This window comes from Pseudomonas sp. ChxA (genome assembly GCF_030263855.1).
Taxonomy (GTDB): Bacteria; Pseudomonadota; Gammaproteobacteria; order Pseudomonadales; family Pseudomonadaceae; genus Aquipseudomonas; species Aquipseudomonas fluorescens_CB.
In genome coordinates this window covers 5,309,283-5,327,469 of the sequence record NZ_JARPMK010000001.1, presented here as the reverse complement: position 1 = coordinate 5,327,469, position 18,187 = coordinate 5,309,283, and the positions used below count along the sequence as shown (strand labels likewise).

The 18,187-nt window shown below is 53.3% G+C and carries 17 protein-coding genes; 14 read left to right on the top strand and 3 right to left on the bottom strand.

Translation table 11 applies throughout. The features are described from left to right. Positions 1-320 precede the first annotated feature (320 nt). The 12 genes from P5706_RS23855 to P5706_RS23800 all read left to right on the top strand — a co-directional run bounded on the left by P5706_RS23855 (position 321) and on the right by P5706_RS23800 (position 14,011). On the top strand, positions 321-1,505 hold the full coding sequence (locus P5706_RS23855) for an oligosaccharide flippase family protein (RefSeq protein WP_285682168.1): 1,185 nt from the start codon (positions 321-323) through the stop codon (positions 1,503-1,505). 98 nt (positions 1,506-1,603) lie between these two features. Beyond that, on the top strand, positions 1,604-2,611 hold the full coding sequence (locus tag P5706_RS23850) for a glycosyltransferase family 2 protein (RefSeq protein WP_285682166.1): 1,008 nt from the start codon (positions 1,604-1,606) through the stop codon (positions 2,609-2,611). Between the two features lie 5 nt (positions 2,612-2,616). Further along, positions 2,617-3,630: an EpsG family protein gene (locus P5706_RS23845; protein ID WP_285682164.1), complete on the top strand. Its 1,014-nt coding sequence runs from the start codon at positions 2,617-2,619 to the stop codon at positions 3,628-3,630. A 76-nt stretch (positions 3,631-3,706) separates the two neighbouring features. After that, complete coding sequence (locus P5706_RS23840; protein ID WP_285682162.1) at positions 3,707-4,918, top strand: glycosyltransferase; 1,212 nt, start codon at positions 3,707-3,709, stop codon at positions 4,916-4,918. Continuing rightward, entirely contained in the window at positions 4,911-5,945 is a 1,035-nt protein-coding gene (locus tag P5706_RS23835; protein ID WP_285682160.1) for a polysaccharide biosynthesis protein, read from the top strand. The genes P5706_RS23840 and P5706_RS23835 overlap by 8 nt, the downstream gene beginning before the upstream one ends. 3 nt (positions 5,946-5,948) lie before the next feature. Beyond that, positions 5,949-7,067: a UDP-2-acetamido-2,6-beta-L-arabino-hexul-4-ose reductase gene (wbjC, locus tag P5706_RS23830; RefSeq protein WP_285682158.1), complete on the top strand. Its 1,119-nt coding sequence runs from the start codon at positions 5,949-5,951 to the stop codon at positions 7,065-7,067. Positions 7,068-7,089: 22 nt separating this feature from the next. Beyond that, positions 7,090-8,220 carry a non-hydrolyzing UDP-N-acetylglucosamine 2-epimerase gene (wecB, locus tag P5706_RS23825; RefSeq protein WP_200433261.1) on the top strand — a complete coding sequence of 377 codons (1,131 nt, stop codon included), beginning with the start codon at positions 7,090-7,092 and terminating at the stop codon, positions 8,218-8,220. A 14-nt stretch (positions 8,221-8,234) separates the two neighbouring features. Next, positions 8,235-9,488 (top strand): glycosyltransferase family 4 protein, encoded by a 1,254-nt coding sequence (locus P5706_RS23820; RefSeq protein ID WP_285682157.1) that lies wholly within the window; start codon positions 8,235-8,237, stop codon positions 9,486-9,488. After that, positions 9,488-10,450: a UDP-glucose 4-epimerase family protein gene (locus tag P5706_RS23815; RefSeq protein ID WP_285682814.1), complete on the top strand. Its 963-nt coding sequence runs from the start codon at positions 9,488-9,490 to the stop codon at positions 10,448-10,450. The genes P5706_RS23820 and P5706_RS23815 overlap by 1 nt, the downstream gene beginning before the upstream one ends. Further along, entirely contained in the window at positions 10,447-11,484 is a 1,038-nt protein-coding gene (locus tag P5706_RS23810; RefSeq protein WP_285682155.1) for an MraY family glycosyltransferase, read from the top strand. The genes P5706_RS23815 and P5706_RS23810 overlap by 4 nt, the downstream gene beginning before the upstream one ends. Positions 11,485-11,572: 88 nt before the next feature. Continuing rightward, a complete protein-coding gene (locus tag P5706_RS23805) occupies positions 11,573-13,567 on the top strand; it encodes a polysaccharide biosynthesis protein (RefSeq protein WP_425540596.1) in 1,995 nt (664 codons plus the stop codon). Positions 13,568-13,678: 111 nt separating this feature from the next. Beyond that, on the top strand, positions 13,679-14,011 hold the full coding sequence (locus P5706_RS23800) for a ComEA family DNA-binding protein (RefSeq protein WP_200433258.1): 333 nt from the start codon (positions 13,679-13,681) through the stop codon (positions 14,009-14,011). Between the two features lie 27 nt (positions 14,012-14,038). On the opposite strand, the gene P5706_RS23795 is transcribed toward P5706_RS23800, so the two are convergent. Continuing rightward, entirely contained in the window at positions 14,039-14,617 is a 579-nt protein-coding gene (locus tag P5706_RS23795) for a TetR/AcrR family transcriptional regulator (RefSeq protein WP_285682152.1), read from the bottom strand. Between the two features lie 133 nt (positions 14,618-14,750). Here P5706_RS23795 and P5706_RS23790 point away from each other — a divergent pair, with 133 nt between their 5' ends. Beyond that, positions 14,751-15,395 (top strand): GntR family transcriptional regulator, encoded by a 645-nt coding sequence (locus P5706_RS23790; RefSeq protein ID WP_285682150.1) that lies wholly within the window; start codon positions 14,751-14,753, stop codon positions 15,393-15,395. A 15-nt stretch (positions 15,396-15,410) separates the two neighbouring features. After that, positions 15,411-16,259 (top strand): urea carboxylase-associated family protein, encoded by an 849-nt coding sequence (locus P5706_RS23785; RefSeq protein ID WP_200433255.1) that lies wholly within the window; start codon positions 15,411-15,413, stop codon positions 16,257-16,259. Positions 16,260-16,278: 19 nt separating this feature from the next. Here P5706_RS23785 and P5706_RS23780 read toward each other — a convergent pair whose 3' ends face one another. Further along, positions 16,279-16,446: a DUF2897 family protein gene (locus tag P5706_RS23780; RefSeq protein ID WP_017136085.1), complete on the bottom strand. Its 168-nt coding sequence runs from the start codon at positions 16,444-16,446 to the stop codon at positions 16,279-16,281. 112 nt (positions 16,447-16,558) lie between these two features. Then, entirely contained in the window at positions 16,559-17,923 is a 1,365-nt protein-coding gene (gene eat / locus P5706_RS23775; RefSeq protein WP_065911944.1) for an ethanolamine permease, read from the bottom strand. Positions 17,924-18,187: the final 264 nt, after the last annotated feature.

Below are 18,187 nucleotides of genomic sequence, written 5' to 3'. Positions count from 1 at the left end.
CTTAATGCGTATAGGCAGCAGCTTTCAGCTTTTTCTTACAAAATATTACCGATGTTGGATATTCTACTACTCCATCGAGTGCGGGGCTGCTCATTGGAGGCTTTGCCTGAGCTGTGCCTGCTTAGACGGGAAAAATCTTTGTTTTAGTTGATTTCCGGTGTAGGTTTCCTTCAGGCTTGCCCCGGCGATTTCAGCAGCCTCGGGTGTTGAGTTGAAGGGAGCTTTGAGGTGGTTAAAACTTTGTGAGGTGTTGGTTGAATTTTGCTGCTATAAAAATACTACTACAGCAAAATATGAGGGTAATCAGTAATTATTCCCATATGACTATTTTGCAAGTCATGAACTCGTTCTTTTATATCCTGATCTACCCGTTTGTCATTAATACGGTGGGTGTTGATAATTATGGGTTGTTCGTGTTTGCCACAAGTATCGCAACCTATTTTATGGTGTTCATAAATTTTGGTTTTGATATGCATGCCGCCAAACTCGTTTCGCTGAGCCAGGACGACAGGCATTTACATGCCTCGTTGTTGTCTTCAGTGACACTGGCGAAAGTGTTGTTGGAGGTATTGGCGCTGATTGTGTTCGTCGCTTTGGTGCTGAATATCGATTTTTTAAAATCCAACAGCACGCTGTTCTTTTTATGCTTTGCCAATACCCTGTCGTGTATATTTTTACCGACCTGGTACTTTCATGGCTTGCAGAAAATGAAGGTGCTGACGTTGATCCAGCTGTCTTTTAAATTGCTATCTCTGCCGCTGATCTATTTTTCCATCAGTGGCGAGGGTGATATAGCAGTTTATACAGCCATTGTGGTCTTCACCAACGTGATTGCGTCGGCGGTAGCGTTTGTTGTGGCTGTTCACATGAGCGGTCAAGCGTTGGCGTGGCCATTATTCTCAAGTCTGAAGCAGTTGCTTCAGCAGGTTCAACCGTTTTTTTGGTCGACGGCGACGAATACACTCAAGCAAAAAAGTGTTGAAATTATCATTGGCTCTTTCTTCGGGATGAAAGAGCTGGCTATTTATGATCTGGCGAATAAAATATTTTCGGTGCCCAGCTTGTTGGCCTCTAATATAAACGCGGCTCTGTTTCCCATCATGGTAAAGAAAGCCAAGAAAAATGTAGTCAGTCAGGTAATCAAGATAGAGTTTTTTGTCGGGCTGCTATGTATTCTTTCTGTGGTGGTCGGCGGTTACTGGGTGGTGGACCTCGTGTCGGTGCATGATATGCACGATGCCTATTACTTGTCGATCATGTTGAGTTTTAACATAATGACATTTTTGATTGTCGGCAGTCATATCTATTTCATTTATGTGCCGCACCAGCGCTACGACCTTGTCTTGCGAAACCAAGTGGTGTCGGTGATATCGTTCTATAGTTTTTGTGCTGCTTACCTGATGGTCAGCTGGAGCGTCTATTCTGTGGTGTTGGCGCTTGTCAGCTCGGCCCTGCTGGAAATTGTCTATAGTTACTCATTGGTAAAAAAAGTGGAGGGGTATTAGTCTGTCAAGGCAGGTCGTTATGCGCTGTATGGTCAGGCCGCCAGCCGGTGTGTTGCTGGATGAAAGCCCCTCTGTGAGAGTTGGAGTACGAGAAAATAATGGACCCGTTTAATATTCCAGTGGTTTTATTTCTGTTCAAGAGAATAGATAAGCCTCTCGAGGTCATCAAGCAGATCTCCAAGGTGGCGCCTGCCAGGCTCTACCTGCTGGCCGATGGTGGGCGTACCGAAGAGGAGAAGGCTCAGGCTGCGAAGTGCAGGGAAGCTATTGAGGGTGCGATCACATGGGATTGTGAGGTCATAAAAAAATATGAACACGAGAATATAGGGGTTTATGCAAACATCGCCGAAGGCGCGAAATGGGTCTTTGAGCGCGAACAGTTCGCTATTTTTCTCGAAGATGATAATTTGCCGGAACTGTCGTTTTTCAAGTTCTGTGAAGAGGTATTGGCCAAGTATCAAGATGATACGCGAGTGTTGTGGATTTGCGGTACAAACTATTTGAAAGAGTACGAACCTGCCGACGGTTCCAGTTACGTGTTCAGCAAGAATATGATGCCGTGTGGTTGGGCGTCATGGGCGCACAAATTCAATAAGTTTTATGATGGTGAACTCACGCTTTGGCAGAACACGTATGTGCAGGAGCGACTTAAAGGCGAATACCTTTACAAGAAACTGTACTACCAGGATAAGTATAACTTCGAATACGAACTGGACGCCAAGGCGACGCGTGGAAAGTTTTACTCCTGGGATTACCAGATGAGCTTTTCGATGCGTGTGCATAACGTCTATGCCGTGGTGCCAAAGTATAATCAGATAAAAAACATTGGCGTTGATAATGATTCCACGCATGGCGGTAATAGCTTGGCGGACGTGATGGTGGAGCGGTTCTGCGGGATTCAGACCAAGGCAATGGAGTTTCCCTTGAAACACCCACAGAGTGTACTTCTGGACGTGGGTTTTGAAGTGCCTGTTGCGAAAATAATATTGAATCCCGGGTTCTTTTCGTTGCGCTCCAGAACCTCTCGTTTCATCCGGGAGCGCCTTGGAATCAAGAAAACCCAAAGTATAGTAAGCTTTCTAAAGAGTCGGTTTTTCGGGAAGTGATGCGGATGTACAAGAAACGTTCACTGTCCATCTTTCTAGCATTATTGGTGTTTTTGATAATGTGGGGGCTCTATGGCTGGAACTCCTGGAACGGCGACAGGGACGCGTATGAACTGTATTACCATACGCGTGATACCTATGCCAGTTGGGGTGGTGAGGTAGGCTATGGTTATCTGAATATACTCGCTAGCCAGTCTGGGCTTTCATTTCAGTCGTTCCAGATCTTGATTTCGCTGGTCACGCTGTTCTTGGTCTTTAGGTATATCGTCAAACGAACAGTGTCGCCGTTTCTGTCTATTCTTATTTACATGGTGTGCTTTTTTTCGCTCGACTTTGTGTTGATGCGAAATTTTCTGGCCTTTGCTATTTTCTTACAGGCTATGATTATCCTCTTTGAAGGGCATAAGTATTGCCGGGTCAAGTACGCGCTGCTAATCGTGCTGGCAACAGCCATGCATCAATCATCATTGATGTTCATGGTGTTTATTTTTATGCCGCTGGATCGGGTGGTGCCGCTTGGGAGATTTTTCCTGTGCTACCTGACATTCATAGCATGCTATGTAATCGCCCGGTACGTGGTGCCCCTGCCGGACAGTGTGGCAAGCCATTTTAATTTTTATAATACGACCTGGAAGAGTATACTGGCGAACGTCCTTACTCATCTCGTATCGTTTGTCTTGTTCGTACTGGCAGTGATGGGGGAGCGCAAGAGTCTCAGCAGAGTAGACTGCTCGGCGGGGCGCGATAAGGAACTAGCCTTCATTCTGAATTTGAATATTTTCTCATTGTTTTTTCTTGTGCTGTATTTCGAATCTGAGATTTTTATCCGGCTGTTGCGAGTGATTATTTTCTTTAATATTTTACATTGTGCCAACTCGCTATTTATAAAGCGCCGCAGCTATCTGTTTTTGTTGTCGTATGTGGTGGTGTTCGGTGGCTATCTGGTGCTGTTTTTCCTCGTGCCTGTTGCTCAGGGCACCTATATTGCCATGTGGAAAAACAATCTGTTTTTAAACTGAGGTATGAGCCAGAGCGCTGTAGAAGGTGTTTGCGTGCAGCCGTACATCTGTCGACGTTTTTTTAAGTGAGGTCTGTGTGAATATTTTGTTCTTGGGTGGGATTTTTACCGAGTTGGACAAGGGGCAAATCACCCGCAAGTCCAAGGGCAGTATGCAATACGCCGCGGACACGCTACAAAAAAACTACCTCGATGGGTTCTGCCAGAATGAGAGTGTGCAGTCTGTATCCGTGATTAATTTGCCCTTCATTGGCGCTTACCCCAAGCGATACGACGATGTGTATTTTCGGCCAGTGCAAAGTACTGAGCTGCTGGGGCGTGCAACCGTCTTTAATGTAGGTTTCTTCAACCTTTCAGTGGTCAAGAATATTCATAAGGTTGTCCTCGCAATTACGCAGATTATTGCTCATGTCAACAAACATAATGGCAAAGATTGTGTATTGGTCTGCTATTCGATGCACCTGCCGTTCTTGGTGGCGTGTCATATCGTCAAGCGAATAAAAAAGGACGTTCATCTGTGTGTAATCGTCCCGGACCTGCCCGAATACATGAGTGTAAGAACCGGGTTCATGAAGTCGCTTTTCGAGGTGCTGTCAAAGGTCTCTTATTTTGTCGTTAATCGTGCAGATAGTATCGTAGCTATCACCGCTCAAATGCTGAATGTCTTTCACAGTTCCATGAAAAAAGTGGTCATAGAAGGCATTGCGGATGAAAAGTATCTATCGGCCGGCGAGCCTGAGGGCAAGTTGAATTACTTTCTTTACACGGGGACCTTAGACCGCCGTTATGGCATAAGGAATTTGCTTGACTCGTTCATTGCCGCCGGTATTGATCAATACGAATTGCTAATTTGCGGTGATGGTGACGACCGTAAATATGTTGAAACAATTTCGGCTGCGCACCCTCAGGTGAAATTTCTTGGGCAGTTAGACCGCAGTGCAGTGCTCAATTATCAGCGTCAAGCGAAGCTGCTGATCAACCCTCGGGATAACGAATCTGCTTTTACGAAATTTTCGTTCCCTTCGAAAGTCATTGAATACATGTCCTCGGGTACGCCCGTGTTGATGTATGAGCTGGATGGCATCCCCGATGAGTATTACGAGTTTTGCTTTGTGGTCCCGCTGGGTGATAATGGCCTGAGGGACAAGCTGCTAGAGTTGTCAAGGCTTTCTGACGAGGAGCTTTTGGCAAAGGGCCGTTCTGCCAAAAGATTTATCGTTGACAATAAAATGCCTGGTGTACAGGTACGTAAGTTATTAGAAGAGATTAAAGGAGAACGATATGTTTGAAGGAAAAAAGCTGCTCATTACTGGGGGGACCGGTTCTTTCGGTAACGCCGTTCTTAAGCGCTTTCTGGATACCAATATTACCGAAATCCGAATTTTCAGCCGCGACGAAAAAAAACAGGATGACATGCGTAAGCGCTACGCAAACTCCAAGCTCAAGTTTTACATCGGTGACGTTCGAGATTATCAAAGTGTGTTGAACGCTACCCGCGGCGTCGATTACATTTTTCACGCCGCCGCGTTAAAGCAAGTCCCGTCGTGCGAGTTCCACCCCATGGAGGCGGTCAAGACCAACGTGCTGGGGACCGAGAACCTGCTTGAAGCCGCGATCCAGAACGGGGTCAGGCGTGTTGTGTGCCTGAGCACCGACAAGGCTGTATACCCTATCAACGCCATGGGGATCTCCAAGGCGATGATGGAGAAAGTCATGGTCGCCAAGTCGCGAAATGTTGATGAGACAAAGACCGTCATTTGCGGTACGCGCTACGGCAACGTCATGGCATCCCGTGGTTCGGTGATCCCGTTGTTCATTGAGCAGATCCGCGCTGGCCTGCCGTTGACCCTGACTGATCCGAACATGACGCGTTTCATGATGACCCTCGCCGACGCCGTCGACCTTGTGCTTTACGCGTTCAAACATGGCAACAACGGTGATCTGTTTGTGCAAAAAGCGCCAGCTGCCACCGTGGAAGTATTGGCTAAGACACTGACTGCCATGGTGGGTAAGCCTGAGCATGAGATTCAGGTGATCGGTACCCGCCACGGCGAGAAACTGTTTGAAGCGCTGCTGAGCCGTGAAGAGATGGCGTGCGCTGAAGACATGGGCGAATACTTCCGTATCCCACCTGATTTGCGTGACCTCAATTACGCCAAGTTTGTAGAGCAGGGCGAAACCAAAATTTCCAGAACCGAAGACTACAATTCCCACAACACCGAGCGGCTGGACGTTGCCGGTATGGAAAAGCTTTTGTTGAAATTGGACTTCATGCGTGCAATTCAGCGCGGTGAGCACGCAACCCCTGAGGAATAAGCAATGAAGGTTTTGATCACGGGCGCCAATGGCTTTGTCGGCCAGAACCTCGTCGCGCATCTTGGAGAGCGTGATGATATCGACGTCGTGCGCTTTACTCGCGACGATGATCTCTCGAGCCTGCCTGGCCTGGTAGCGCAGGTGGATTTTATTTTCCACCTTGCTGGTGTCAACCGGCCTGTTGACCCGCAGGAATTCAATACCGGGAATACGGACCTGACCGGTGCGCTTTGCAATGCGGTCATCAGCAGTGGTCGGCGTGTGCCGGTGCTGTATACGTCGTCCAGTCAGGCTGAACTGGATAACCCTTACGGCAGCAGCAAGCGTGGGGCTGAAGAGTTACTGCTTAATCTGCAGTCGTCTGCGAATGTTCCCGTCTACCTATTCCGTTTGCCCAACGTGTTTGGTAAATGGGCGCGCCCTAATTACAACTCTGCCGTTGCGACATTCTGCAATAACATCGCCCGTGATATCCCGATCAAGATCAATGATCCGCAGGCGATGATTAACCTTGTTTATATTGATGACGTGGTGACCCGGTTTATCCAGGTCATGGATGGCAACGTCAGCACCCAGGGCTTTGTCGACGTTGAGCCTCAATACAGCATCAGTGTTGGCGGCCTGGTCGAGCAACTGTCGGCCTTTCGAGACAGCCGTACCACTATGGTCAGTGAACGTGTGGGTACAGGCCTGGTTCGCGCGCTGTACTCCACCTACTTGAGCTACCTGCCTCCCGAACGTTTTACCTACAAGGTTCCCAAATATGAGGACCCGCGGGGAACGTTTGTCGAGATGCTTAAAACCCCGGATGCGGGTCAGTTTTCGTTCTTTACTGCCCACCCAGGGATTACCCGGGGTGGCCATTACCATCACTCCAAGACTGAAAAGTTTCTGGTTATCAAAGGCCACGCGTGCTTTAGATTCAGGCATATCGTCTCGGGTGAGTTTTATGAGTTATTCACCAGGGGAGAAGAACCCGAGATTGTCGAGACGGTGCCGGGTTGGACTCACGACGTGACCAATGTGGGCGACAGTGAGTTAATCGTTATGCTCTGGGCTAATGAGATTTTTGACCGTGAGCATCCGGACACTTTCTCAATGGCTGTCGGCACTGAAGCCTAACTATAATCTTGAGCATCCAGTTATGAAAAAAATGAAAGTTGTCACGGTGGTCGGTACCCGCCCTGAAATCATTCGCTTGTCGCGCGTTATTGATGCGCTTGACAGGCATTGTGATCATGTCCTGGTGCACACCGGCCAAAACTACGATTACGAGCTCAATGAGATCTTTTTCCAGGATTTGGCCATTCGTAAACCCGACCACTTTTTAAACGCGGCCGGTGCCAGTGGCGCGGAAACGATTGGTAACGTCATCATTTCGGTCGACCGCGTGCTGGCCGAGATTCAACCTGAAGCACTGCTGGTGCTAGGGGATACCAATAGCTGTATGGCGGTGATCCCTGCCAAGCGCCGCAAGATTCCGACGTTTCATATGGAGGCCGGCAATCGGTGCTTTGATATGCGGGTGCCGGAGGAGATTAACCGTCGCATCGTTGACCACACGGCGGATATAAACCTGACCTACAGCACCATTGCACGTGACTACCTGTTACGCGAAGGCCTGTCTCCAGACATGGTGATTAAAACCGGTAGCCCGATGTTTGAGGTACTGACTCACTACCGTGAAGGTATTGAGGCGTCGGACGTTCTTGAACGACTGGGCCTGCAAAAAGGCAAGTTCTTCGTTGTCAGCGCGCACCGTGAAGAAAACATCGATTCGGATAAGAACTTTTTGAAGTTGGCGGATGTGCTCAATACCGTGGCTGCGCAGTATGACTTCCCGGTGATCGTGTCCACCCATCCGCGCACGCAAAAACGCGTAGATGCCATGGGCATCGTCTTCCACAAGAACGTCAAGTTGCTCAAGCCGTTGGGTTTCAAGGACTATAACAAGTTGCAGCTGACCGCCAAGGCGGTACTGTCTGATAGCGGAACGATTAACGAAGAGTCATCGATATTGAACTTCCCGGCACTGAACATTCGTGAAGCTCACGAGCGCCCGGAAGGCATGGAAGAAGCTGCGGTAATGATGGTTGGACTGGAGGTTAATCGAGTGCTTCAAGGACTGAGCGTATTGGAAGGGCAGGGTACCGAAGAAAATAGGACCTTGCGCCAGGTGGCTGATTACAGCATGCCGAATGTTTCCGAAAAAGTAGCTCGGATTATTCACAGCTATACTGATTATGTGAATCGGATAGTCTGGAAACGCTACTAATCGAGTTTATGTCAATGCCTGATCGTAAACTCAATATACTCGTCGTTACGCAATATTTTTGGCCGGAAAATATGCGTATTAATGATCTTGTGCGTGATTTTTCCGAGAAGGGGCATAACGTTACGGTATTGACAGGGCTCCCCAACTATCCCGAAGGCAGCGTCTACAGCAGTTATCGCGCCGCGCCGGAGAAGTTTGCTGAATATGCAGGTGCGAAAGTAGTCCGTGTGCCCTTGGTGCCGCGTGGGAAGCGCAGCATTAGCCTGATGTTGAACTATGCCTCGTTTTTTATTTCGGCATCACTCTTGGGGCCTTGGAAGTTACGCTCAGAGCGCTATGACGCCGTCTTCGTTTATGCCGTTTCACCGGTCATGGCTGCTATTCCTGCGTTGGTACTCGGCCGGATCAAACGCGCACCGGTGTTCATCTGGGTATTGGATTTGTGGCCGGAAACCCTGCGGGCGGTAGGCGTTGTACGCAACCCTATATTGCTGAAGACCGTGGGGCGAATGGTGTCGTGGATTTACAATCGCGCTGATTACTTGCTGCTGCAGTCCCATGGTTTTCTTGAGAACGTAAAGGGCTACTGCACCAAGCGCATTGCCCTTGATCGCCTGGTGTATTTTCCGAGTTGGGCTGAGGACGATTTCTCCGGCACGGCGCAACCAACCTCCGCGTTACTTGACCGAGATGACTCGGTTTTTACCGTGCTCTTTGCAGGTAACCTGGGAGATGCGCAGGATTTTCCCGCGATCATTGAAGCTGCTCGCGCACTGGCAGGCACGGTCGCGGTCCGTTGGGTGATTGTAGGCGATGGCCGTATGAGTGAGTGGCTCGCCAATGAAGTGCGCGCTCGCGACATGGGTAACGTGCTTTTGTTGGGACGCCATCCGCTGGAGGCAATGCCTAGCTTGTTCGCTTGCGCAGACGCACTGCTTGTTTCGCTCAAAACCAACGATGTGTTTGAGAAAACCATCCCCGGAAAAGTGCAGGCCTACCTGGCGTCGGGCAAGCCGATCCTGGGCATGATCAATGGCGAAGCCGCACGTGTTATCGAAGCCGCAGGCGCCGGGTTGTGCTGCCCGTCAGGTGATGCAGCTGCCTTGGCGCAAATAACATCGAAATTGGCTTTATTCGATGGCGAGCAGCGCAAGGAAATGGGCGCCTCAGGCCGGCGGTATTATCTTGAAAATTATTCGAAGCTAACGTTGATGACTCGTCTGGAAACGCTGTTTCGCGAGGCAACTTTACGTAAGGAACAGCAATGATGTCGCAATCTGTTTTGTTGACGGGCGCCAGCGGTTTTGTTGGCAGCGCGGTATTGCGCCGTTTAATCATGGATGGCGTCACTGTCACGGCAGCTGTTCGTCATGGCGCCAATGTGCCTGAGAAGGCTGCTCACACGGTTTGGTTTGACGCGTTTGACACCACGAACTGGCACGAAAACTGTGTTGGCATCGATGCGGTGGTTCATTGCGCGGCGCGTGTGCATGTCATGAACGATGTCGAAACGGACCCATTGGCGGCCTTTCGCAAGGTCAACGTGCAGGGCACGTTGAACCTTGCGGAGCAGGCGGCACAGGCTGGCGTGCGGCGCTTTATCTTCATCAGTTCGATCAAGGTGAACGGCGAGGGCACCTTGCCCGGCAAGCCTTATACGGCGGATGACACACCTGAGCCGAGTGATCCCTACGGTATTTCGAAAATGGAAGCGGAGCAGGGGTTGCTGGCCCTGGCTGAGCGCACGGGTATGGAGGTCGTGATCATTCGCCCAGTGCTGGTCTACGGCCCAGGCGTCAAAGCTAACTTCCTGAACATGATGCGTTGGTTGGATAACGGTGTGCCTTTGCCCTTTGGCGCGATCAATAACCGCCGCAGTCTGGTGGCGCTGGATAATCTGGTGGACTTGATCGTGACGTCGATTAATCACCCGGCAGCGGCCAACCAGATCTTCCTGGTCAGCGACGGTGAGGATCTCTCCACCACGCAGCTTTTGCGTCGGACCGCAGCAGCGCTCGGCAGGCCCGCTCGCCTGCTGCCCATCCCGGCCTGGATGCTCAGTACGGCTGCCAGGCTCTTGGGTAAAAAGGCGCTGTCACAGAGATTGTGTGGCTCACTGCAGGTTGATATCCAAAAGGCCGTAACCTTATTGCAATGGTCGCCTCCCGTCTCGGTGGATAACGCACTGGCATCCGTCGCTGCGCAGTATAAGAGTGATAAGAAACAATGACATATTGGTGGTTTGTAGTCGTCGTAGGGTTTTTTTCGTGGGTGTTGACCGCTGCGTTACGACGCTACGCGCTGGCTCATAGCATCATTGATATTCCCATTGCGCGTAGCTCCCATACAGTCCCCACTCCCAGAGGGGGAGGCGTAGCGATCGTAGTCTCTTTCCTACTGGCTTTGCCTTTGCTGGCATGGGGGCAGGTCGTTTCAATGCCTGTCCTGCTGGCCGTGGGTGGCGCGGGTGCCTTGATTGCAATCATCGGTTTTATGGATGACCACGGGCATATCGCCGCCCGTTGGCGTTTGGCGGGGCACTTTGTGGCTTCCGCATGGGCGCTATACTGGCTAGGCGGTTTGCCTGAGATAAGCGTATTTGGCTTTGCTGCAAACCTGGGATGGGTAGGGAGCGTGCTCGCTGCTTTTTACCTGGTTTGGATGCTGAACTTATACAACTTCATGGATGGTATCGACGGTATTGCCAGTGTTGAAGCTATCTGCGCGTGCCTGGGCATGTGTTTGCTGTACGGTTTGAGTGGACACACAGGTTTGGCGTGGTTGCCAATGACCCTGGCGTTGGCGGTGGCTGGATTTCTTTTCTGGAACTTTCCTCCCGCGCGGATATTCATGGGCGATGCCGGCAGCGGTTTTCTAGGGATTGTCCTGGGGGTTTTATCACTCCAGGCGGCCTGGGTGTCCTCGCCGCTACTGTGGGCGTGGCTGATCTTGCTGGGGGTGTTCATCGTAGACGCCACGTTCACGTTGATACGTCGTCTGGTGCGTGGAGACAAGGTGTACGAGGCACATCGCAGCCACGCTTATCAGTTTGCTTCGCGGCGATTTGGCCGGCATTTGCCAGTGACACTCGCTGTCGCCGGGCTGAACCTGTTCTGGTTACTGCCGGTGGCGCTGTGCGTGGTCGTGTTGGGGCTGGACGGCGCGCTGGGTGCGGTTATCGCTTATGTGCCCCTGGTGGTGCTGGCGATCAAATACCATGCAGGCGAACTGGAAAAAGCTGACACTGCAAAGGAAGGCGCCTGAGGATTCAAAAGGTTTTGAATCAGTCGGATGTGTCGTACGGCCACGTGGTCATTAACGAGAGGAATTGCCTGAGGTGGACGAAGGGATGATGGAAAGGTTACGGGCCCGTTTGGTGGGACTGCCGCGTCGTAAAAAACGCCTGATTCAGGTGTCTACGGACGTCGTGGTGGTCTGGGCCGCTCTGTGGCTGGCATTTGTCGTGCGGCTCGGCATTGATGAGATGGCCAACCCATTTCGGGACCATCTCTGGCTGTTTGTCGCAGCACCTGTCGTCGCCATCCCGCTGTTTGTTCGCTTTGGGATGTACCGCGCCGTCATGCGCTATTTCGGTAACGATGCGCTGATCGCCATCATCAAGGCCGTGAGCTTGTCCGCCTTGATCCTGGGCCTGGTGGTCTACTGGAACAGTAACCACACGCACGTCGTCCCACGCTCGATCATCTTCAATTACTGGTGGCTCAGTCTGATTATGGTCGGCGGGCTGCGTCTGGCCATGCGCCAGTACTTCCTTGGCGACTGGTTCTCCGCCTCCCAACACGTGCCGTTCACCAGCCGTGACGACGGGCTGCCGCGGGTTGCCGTGTATGGTGCGGGAGCGGCCGGCAACCAACTGGTGGCGGCCTTGCGAATAGGGCGGCTGATGCGCCCGGTTGCGTTCATCGATGACGATGCCAGTATTGCCGATCGCGTCATATCCGGCCTCCAGGTCTATAAGCCTAAACATATACAACGCATGATTGATGCGACCGGCGCCCAAGAGATCCTGCTGGCTATTCCATCCTCCAACCGAGGTCGGCGCCGTGAAATCCTTGGCTTCCTGGAAGGTTTCCCGTTGCATGTGCGCAGTGTGCCCGGGTTTATGGATCTGGCCAGCGGTCGGGTAAAGGTTGATGACATCCAGGAGGTCGATATTGCCGACCTGTTGGGGCGTGATTCCGTGCCTGCCCAGGGCGATTTGCTGGAGCACTGTATCAAGGGTCAATGCGTGATGGTGACGGGCGCCGGCGGCTCCATCGGTTCTGAGCTTTGCCGTCAGATCCTGTCGTTGCGCCCCACCACCTTGTTGTTGTTCGAACACAGCGAGTTCAACCTCTACAGCATCCTTTCGGAACTTGAGCAGCGCGTCACCCGCGAATCATTGCCGATAAAGTTGCTGCCGATCCTCGGTTCTGTGCGTAACCCGGCCAAGTTGCTGGACGTCATGAAAGCCTGGCGCGTCGATACGGTGTACCACGCGGCGGCCTATAAACATGTGCCAATGGTCGAACACAATATTGCCGAAGGCGTGCTCAATAATGTGATCGGAACGCTCAACACCGCTCAGGCGGCGCTTCAGGTGGGGGTTGCCAACTTCGTCCTGATCTCCACAGACAAAGCGGTGCGACCTACCAATGTGATGGGCAGCTCCAAGCGCCTGGCTGAACTGACGCTGCAGGCCCTGAGCCGCGAGTTGGCTCCGGTCATGTTTGGCGACAAATTCAACATCTCCTGTGTCAACAAAACCCGTTTTACCATGGTGCGTTTTGGCAATGTACTGGGCTCCTCGGGGTCGGTTATTCCCCTGTTTCACAAGCAGATCAAATGGGGAGGGCCGATCACCGTCACCCACCCGAAAATCACCCGCTATTTCATGACCATCCCAGAAGCGGCGCAGTTGGTTATCCAGGCTGGCTCCATGGGTCAGGGCGGTGATGTATTCGTGCTGGACATGGGCGAGCCGGTGAAAATTGTCGAGCTGGCAGAGAAGATGATTCATCTTTCCGGCTTGAGCGTGCGCTCCGACAAAAATCCCCACGGGGATATCGCGATTGAATTCACCGGCCTGCGTCCGGGCGAAAAGCTTTACGAAGAGTTACTGATAGGCGACAACGTGGTTGCCACTCAGCACCCCATGATCATGAGTGCCAATGAAGACCATCTGTCCTGGGATGTGCTCAAAGGCAAGCTCTCTGAGCTGCTGGCAGCAATAGATGCGGATGATTATTCGCGCGTTCGCCAACTGCTGCGCGACACCGTGAGCGGCTACTCTCCCGACGGCGAAATCGTCGATTGGATCTACCAGCAGCGTCGTTTGGAGCCGTGAGTTAACACCCTGTTACTCACCCACTTTTGACTCTCTCGCCACATCGCCTAAGTTAGAAAAGCAGCTTTTGGAAAGCTGCTTTTCTTCTACCGATGTCATGGAGTGTCACCAATGCAAAACGCCTATATTTCTTCCCTGATCTTTGCCGTCCTCACCAGCCTCTCCGTAGCAACCACCGCAGCCCCTTCCATCAAAACCGAAGCCCCGGCACCTATCACGGCCCAGATGGCCAACGTCGAGCAATCCACCAAGGTCAATCTCAACACCGCCGACGCGGAATCACTGCGCCGCGACCTGTTCGGTATTGGCGCCGCCAAGGCCAAGGCGATCATCGCCTATCGTGACAGCAATGGTCCTTTCACCGCGGTAGACGAACTGCTGGAAGTCAAAGGTATCGGCAAGGCGTTGCTGGAGAAAAACCGCGACAGGCTGGCAATCAACTAAGGGTGTAAAGCCTGTGCAAGAGGCCGGTCATTGACCGGCCTTCTGTTTGTCCGAGACCTGTGCTTTCAAACACCCACCTACCCCTTCCAGGATGCGGGCTGCCAGTTCCGAGCTTTCGACGCTTCTGGCCAACACCAATGCGCCCACCAGCGTCGACATCAGTACCAGGCTCTCGTGTTCACCCTTGGGATGCTCCAATGCTGAGTCGATCTGCGTCAGCCTGGCTTCAAGTACCGCATCCGTTACCGGACTATGCTGCCCTCGCAGGCCCAGCTCCGACGACATCGTAGGCAGCGGGCAGCCTTCACCTGGTGAGGTCTGGTGCCACTGCGACAGGTAGTTGTCGATGAACGCGTCCAGCGGTCGTTCCTGGCTGAACAACATTGCGCAATGGGCATCCAGCTCTGCGGCGGCAGCCATCAGGGCTTTGTCCACCAGTTCATCCTTGGACTTGAAATGCGCATAGAACCCGCCGTGCGTCAGGTCCAAGGCTTTCATCAAGGGCTGCAGGCCGGTAGCGCCAATACCATCGCGGCGAAATCTGACGGAGGCTTCCTTGATGATGCGTTGGTGAGTCTGGGCTTTGTGGTCTGTTGAATAACGCATAGGACGGCCTCTAGAACGAGTGCGCATTTTAGCGGAGTCGAGCCCGTTTACCCATAGAGACAGGATTCAGCGGGCTTGGCATGAAAAGTGATTACATCTGCTGCATGAATTGTTCAACAATCGAGGCGTAATAATGACGCTCAGCTTGTCGCTAGCCGACCAGATTGCCCTTGAACTGCGCGCCGACATCATGGGTGGGCGGCTTTTACCGGGGATGGCGCTGGTCGAAGTGGACCTGGTCAAACGCTACAACGCCTCGCGCAATACCATTCGCGAAGCGTTACACCGTTTGGGGCAGGAGGGGCTTACCCGCTATGTGCGCAACAAAGGCGTGATGGTTAGGCGTGTGGCGCGCGACGAAGTACGCGACCTGTTCGTAGTACGCCGTACCCTTGAGCTGCAGGCCATCGCCCAGAGTGGCACGCTGACGGGCGACCACGACGTGCGCATGCAAAATGCCATCGAAGCCACCACGCTGGCGCGCGAGCGTGAAGATTGGCGCGCCGTTGCCACTCACAGCCTGGTGTTCCACCAGCACGTTGTCGGGTTGATGCGCAGCCCATTATTCGATGAGTTCTTCGCCCAAGTGATCGCTCAATTGCGCTTGGTGTTTTGCGCGGCGCCCGATGAACAACGTTTTCAGTCGCCCTGGCTGGAGCGTGATCGTGAGATCTACACCTTGCTGGCACAGGGCAATAAATCAGCTGCGCAGGAGGCGATGAGCCTCTACCTGCACGACTCTGAACGTCTTTCCCTGGCGCTGTTTGATTACCCTTGATGGAGGATTGCACCCATGTACAAAGACTATCCGGCCGCCTATCAGGTCAGCAAAGGCTCGGCGCTGCAAGTGGACACGGCCTTCTACGCGCGTATTCGCGACCAGGCGGATAAACGCACTTTGATCGAGCAGTTTGAAGTGCCGATTCGCACGGGCAGGGCGTGGAAAGTGCCGGCCGGGCATGTGTTTCGCGTGACGACGCCGGTAGGCCCACAGGTCGGCGACTTCAACGTTTGGAACGCCAATGACCCGCGCGAACGCCTATGGGCGGCACGCACGCGGCAGTTGCAGGGCGCCCATGTCAGTACCTATGACCGGCTATGGTCGAACCTGCCGTTTCTGCGCCCCCTGGTGACCATCACCGATGACAGCCTGGCAAGCTATGGCATCGACGAACACGGCGGGCGCCTGCACGATTTGCTCGGCACCCGCTGTGACCCGTATGTGAACCGCATGCTCACCGGCGAAGACTTCCACCACCACTGCCATTCCAATTTGACCCGCGCAGTGCTGCCCCATGGCCTCACAGAATTTGACGTGCACGACGTGCTGAATATTTTCCAGTGCACCGGCCTTAATCACGACGACATGTACTTCATGAAAGCTTGCCCGGCGCAGAAGGGCGATTACCTGGAGTTTTTTGCCGAGATTGATTTGCTCTGTGCATTGTCGACATGCCCGGGCGGGGACCTGTCGCTGCCGATGTGGGGGCCGGACGCACAAGACCCATTGACCGTGTGCCGCCCGTTGGGCGTAGAGATCTATCGCTTGGAGGAGGCGTTGCTCAACGGCTGGAGCCAGCCTGAGCGTGCTGCCTACAAAGGGCAGCACGGTTTGCATATTGCCAAGGCAGACTGGGAATAAAGGGCGGGAATAACCCGCCTCAGCGGTCCTGCGCGTCCTTGGCGTCCGCCTGGGCGTTGCGCTCGACCACGCGTTTGCGTTGTTCGTCGGTGAGTTCTACCTTGTTGGCGCTGTCACGCAGCATCAGCAGCCCACCGACGATCGACCCGATCGCTACCACTAAAATCAACCACGCATACCACGGCATAAGGCTCTCCTTGAGGCGGACTAACGTCGGAGGATGTTCCAACGCTAATAACGGCTTTGAGTAACAGGCTTTCTGAGTAGTTCATTGTAGGCCTGTTCCGCCTCGTTAACCTTCAGAGCCCCGTCAACATTGCGTCAGCCGGTGCGTCGGCACGGTCTTGTGCGGTCAGCTGGAAATAGATGAACCCTGCCAGCATAAAGCCCAGGAATATCAGGCCGATCAGGGCATTGAACCAGGCCATGGCCACCAGGCACACCAGCGCCAATACCAGCGCGATAGCGGGCACGATCGGATAGCCCGGTGCGCGGAATGTGCGCTCCAGCAGCGGTTCAGTCTTACGCAGCTTGAACAGGCTGAGCATGCTCATGATGTACATCACAATGGCACCGAACACGGCCATGGTGATCATCGCTGCGGTCAGCGTCATGCCACCCAGGTTGATCAGGCCATCGCTGTAGATCGCGGCGATGCCGACCACACCGCCGGCGATGATTGCCCGGTGTGGTGTCTGAAAGCGCGAGAGTTTGGCCAGGAACGGCGGCAAGTAACCGGCTCGGGCCAGGGCAAAGAACTGGCGAGAATAGCCGAGGATGATGCCGTGAAAGCTTGCCACCAAGCCAAACAGGCCGATCCACACCAACATGTGCAGCCAGCCGGAGCCGGTGCCGACCACGCTTTTCATCGCTTGCGGCAACGGATCGTTAATGTTCGACAGGGTGCGCCAGTCGCCCACGCCACCGGCGAAGAACATCACGCCCATGGCCAGGATCACCAAGGTCAGGATGCCGCTGATGTAGGCTTTTGGAATGGTGCGCTTGGGATCTTTCGCCTCTTCAGCCGCCATGGCCGCGCCTTCGATGGCGAGGAAGAACCAGATGGCGAAAGGGATCGCTGCGAACATCCCGGCAATCGCCGGCGCGCCGAAGGTGTCGGAACCCGCCCAGCCGTTCAGGGCGAAGTTGCTGAAACTGAACGCCGGCGCAACCACGCCCATAAATACCAGCAATTCTGCGACGGCGAGCACGCACACCACCAGCTCAAAGGTGGCGGCAAGCTTCACTCCCAGAATATTCAGGCCCATGAACACGATGTAGGCACCCACCGCTGCGTGCTTCGGGTCGAGTGCCGGGAACTGCACGTTCAGGTAAGCGCCGATGGCCAAGGCAATCGCAGGCGGTGCGAAGACAAACTCGATCAATGTCGCGAGGCCCGCGATCAAGCCGCCTTTTTCGCCAAAGGCGCGACGGCTGTAGGCAAATGGGCCACCTGCGTGGGGAATCGCAGTCGTCAGTTCGGTGAAACTGAATATAAAGCAGGTGTACATGGCGGCGACCATCAACGAGGTCACCAGAAAACCCAGCGTACCGGCCACGCCCCAGCCATAGCTCCAGCCGAAGTATTCGCCGGAAATTACCAGCCCCACGGCAATGCCCCACAAATGCAGGGTGCCCAAGGTGGGTTTGAGTTGTGTGTTCATCGTGTCGCGCTCCCTGAACTGGTTGAAATGATTCTGGGTGTTGCAGTGGCCATGCCATTGCGCGAACTCATGTCGTAAAGGCGTCGAACTGTCGCCACGGGGACGGTTTGGCGTTTGAATCGTTTCGGCGTCGCACCAGATGGGGGCAGTGGTGACAGTGCTGACGCCATCGCGGGCAAGCCCCACCACCTTTGAAATGCATTCCCTGTGTGAGCAGGGCTTGTCCGTGATGGCCATGGGTATCTATACAACGTTAACGTTGAG

What these genes read in the sequence shown, in the direction of transcription:
- P5706_RS23855 (WP_285682168.1), top strand. Translation starts at nt 321, where the DNA reads ATGACTATTTTGCAAGTCATGAACTCGTTCTTTTATATCCTGATCTAC.
- P5706_RS23850 (WP_285682166.1), top strand. Translation starts at nt 1,604, where the DNA reads ATGGACCCGTTTAATATTCCAGTGGTTTTATTTCTGTTCAAGAGAATA.
- P5706_RS23845 (WP_285682164.1), top strand. Translation starts at nt 2,617, where the DNA reads ATGTACAAGAAACGTTCACTGTCCATCTTTCTAGCATTATTGGTGTTT.
- P5706_RS23835 (WP_285682160.1), top strand. Translation starts at nt 4,911, where the DNA reads ATGTTTGAAGGAAAAAAGCTGCTCATTACTGGGGGGACCGGTTCTTTC.
- wbjC (WP_285682158.1), top strand. Translation starts at nt 5,949, where the DNA reads ATGAAGGTTTTGATCACGGGCGCCAATGGCTTTGTCGGCCAGAACCTC.
- wecB (WP_200433261.1), top strand. Translation starts at nt 7,090, where the DNA reads ATGAAAAAAATGAAAGTTGTCACGGTGGTCGGTACCCGCCCTGAAATC.
- P5706_RS23820 (WP_285682157.1), top strand. Translation starts at nt 8,235, where the DNA reads ATGCCTGATCGTAAACTCAATATACTCGTCGTTACGCAATATTTTTGG.
- P5706_RS23815 (WP_285682814.1), top strand. Translation starts at nt 9,488, where the DNA reads ATGTCGCAATCTGTTTTGTTGACGGGCGCCAGCGGTTTTGTTGGCAGC.
- P5706_RS23810 (WP_285682155.1), top strand. Translation starts at nt 10,447, where the DNA reads ATGACATATTGGTGGTTTGTAGTCGTCGTAGGGTTTTTTTCGTGGGTG.
- P5706_RS23805 (WP_425540596.1), top strand. Translation starts at nt 11,573, where the DNA reads ATGGAAAGGTTACGGGCCCGTTTGGTGGGACTGCCGCGTCGTAAAAAA.
- P5706_RS23800 (WP_200433258.1), top strand. Translation starts at nt 13,679, where the DNA reads ATGCAAAACGCCTATATTTCTTCCCTGATCTTTGCCGTCCTCACCAGC.
- P5706_RS23795 (WP_285682152.1), bottom strand. Translation starts at nt 14,617, where the DNA reads ATGCGTTATTCAACAGACCACAAAGCCCAGACTCACCAACGCATCATC.
- P5706_RS23790 (WP_285682150.1), top strand. Translation starts at nt 14,751, where the DNA reads ATGACGCTCAGCTTGTCGCTAGCCGACCAGATTGCCCTTGAACTGCGC.
- P5706_RS23785 (WP_200433255.1), top strand. Translation starts at nt 15,411, where the DNA reads ATGTACAAAGACTATCCGGCCGCCTATCAGGTCAGCAAAGGCTCGGCG.
- P5706_RS23780 (WP_017136085.1), bottom strand. Translation starts at nt 16,446, where the DNA reads ATGCCGTGGTATGCGTGGTTGATTTTAGTGGTAGCGATCGGGTCGATC.
- eat (WP_065911944.1), bottom strand. Translation starts at nt 17,923, where the DNA reads ATGAACACACAACTCAAACCCACCTTGGGCACCCTGCATTTGTGGGGC.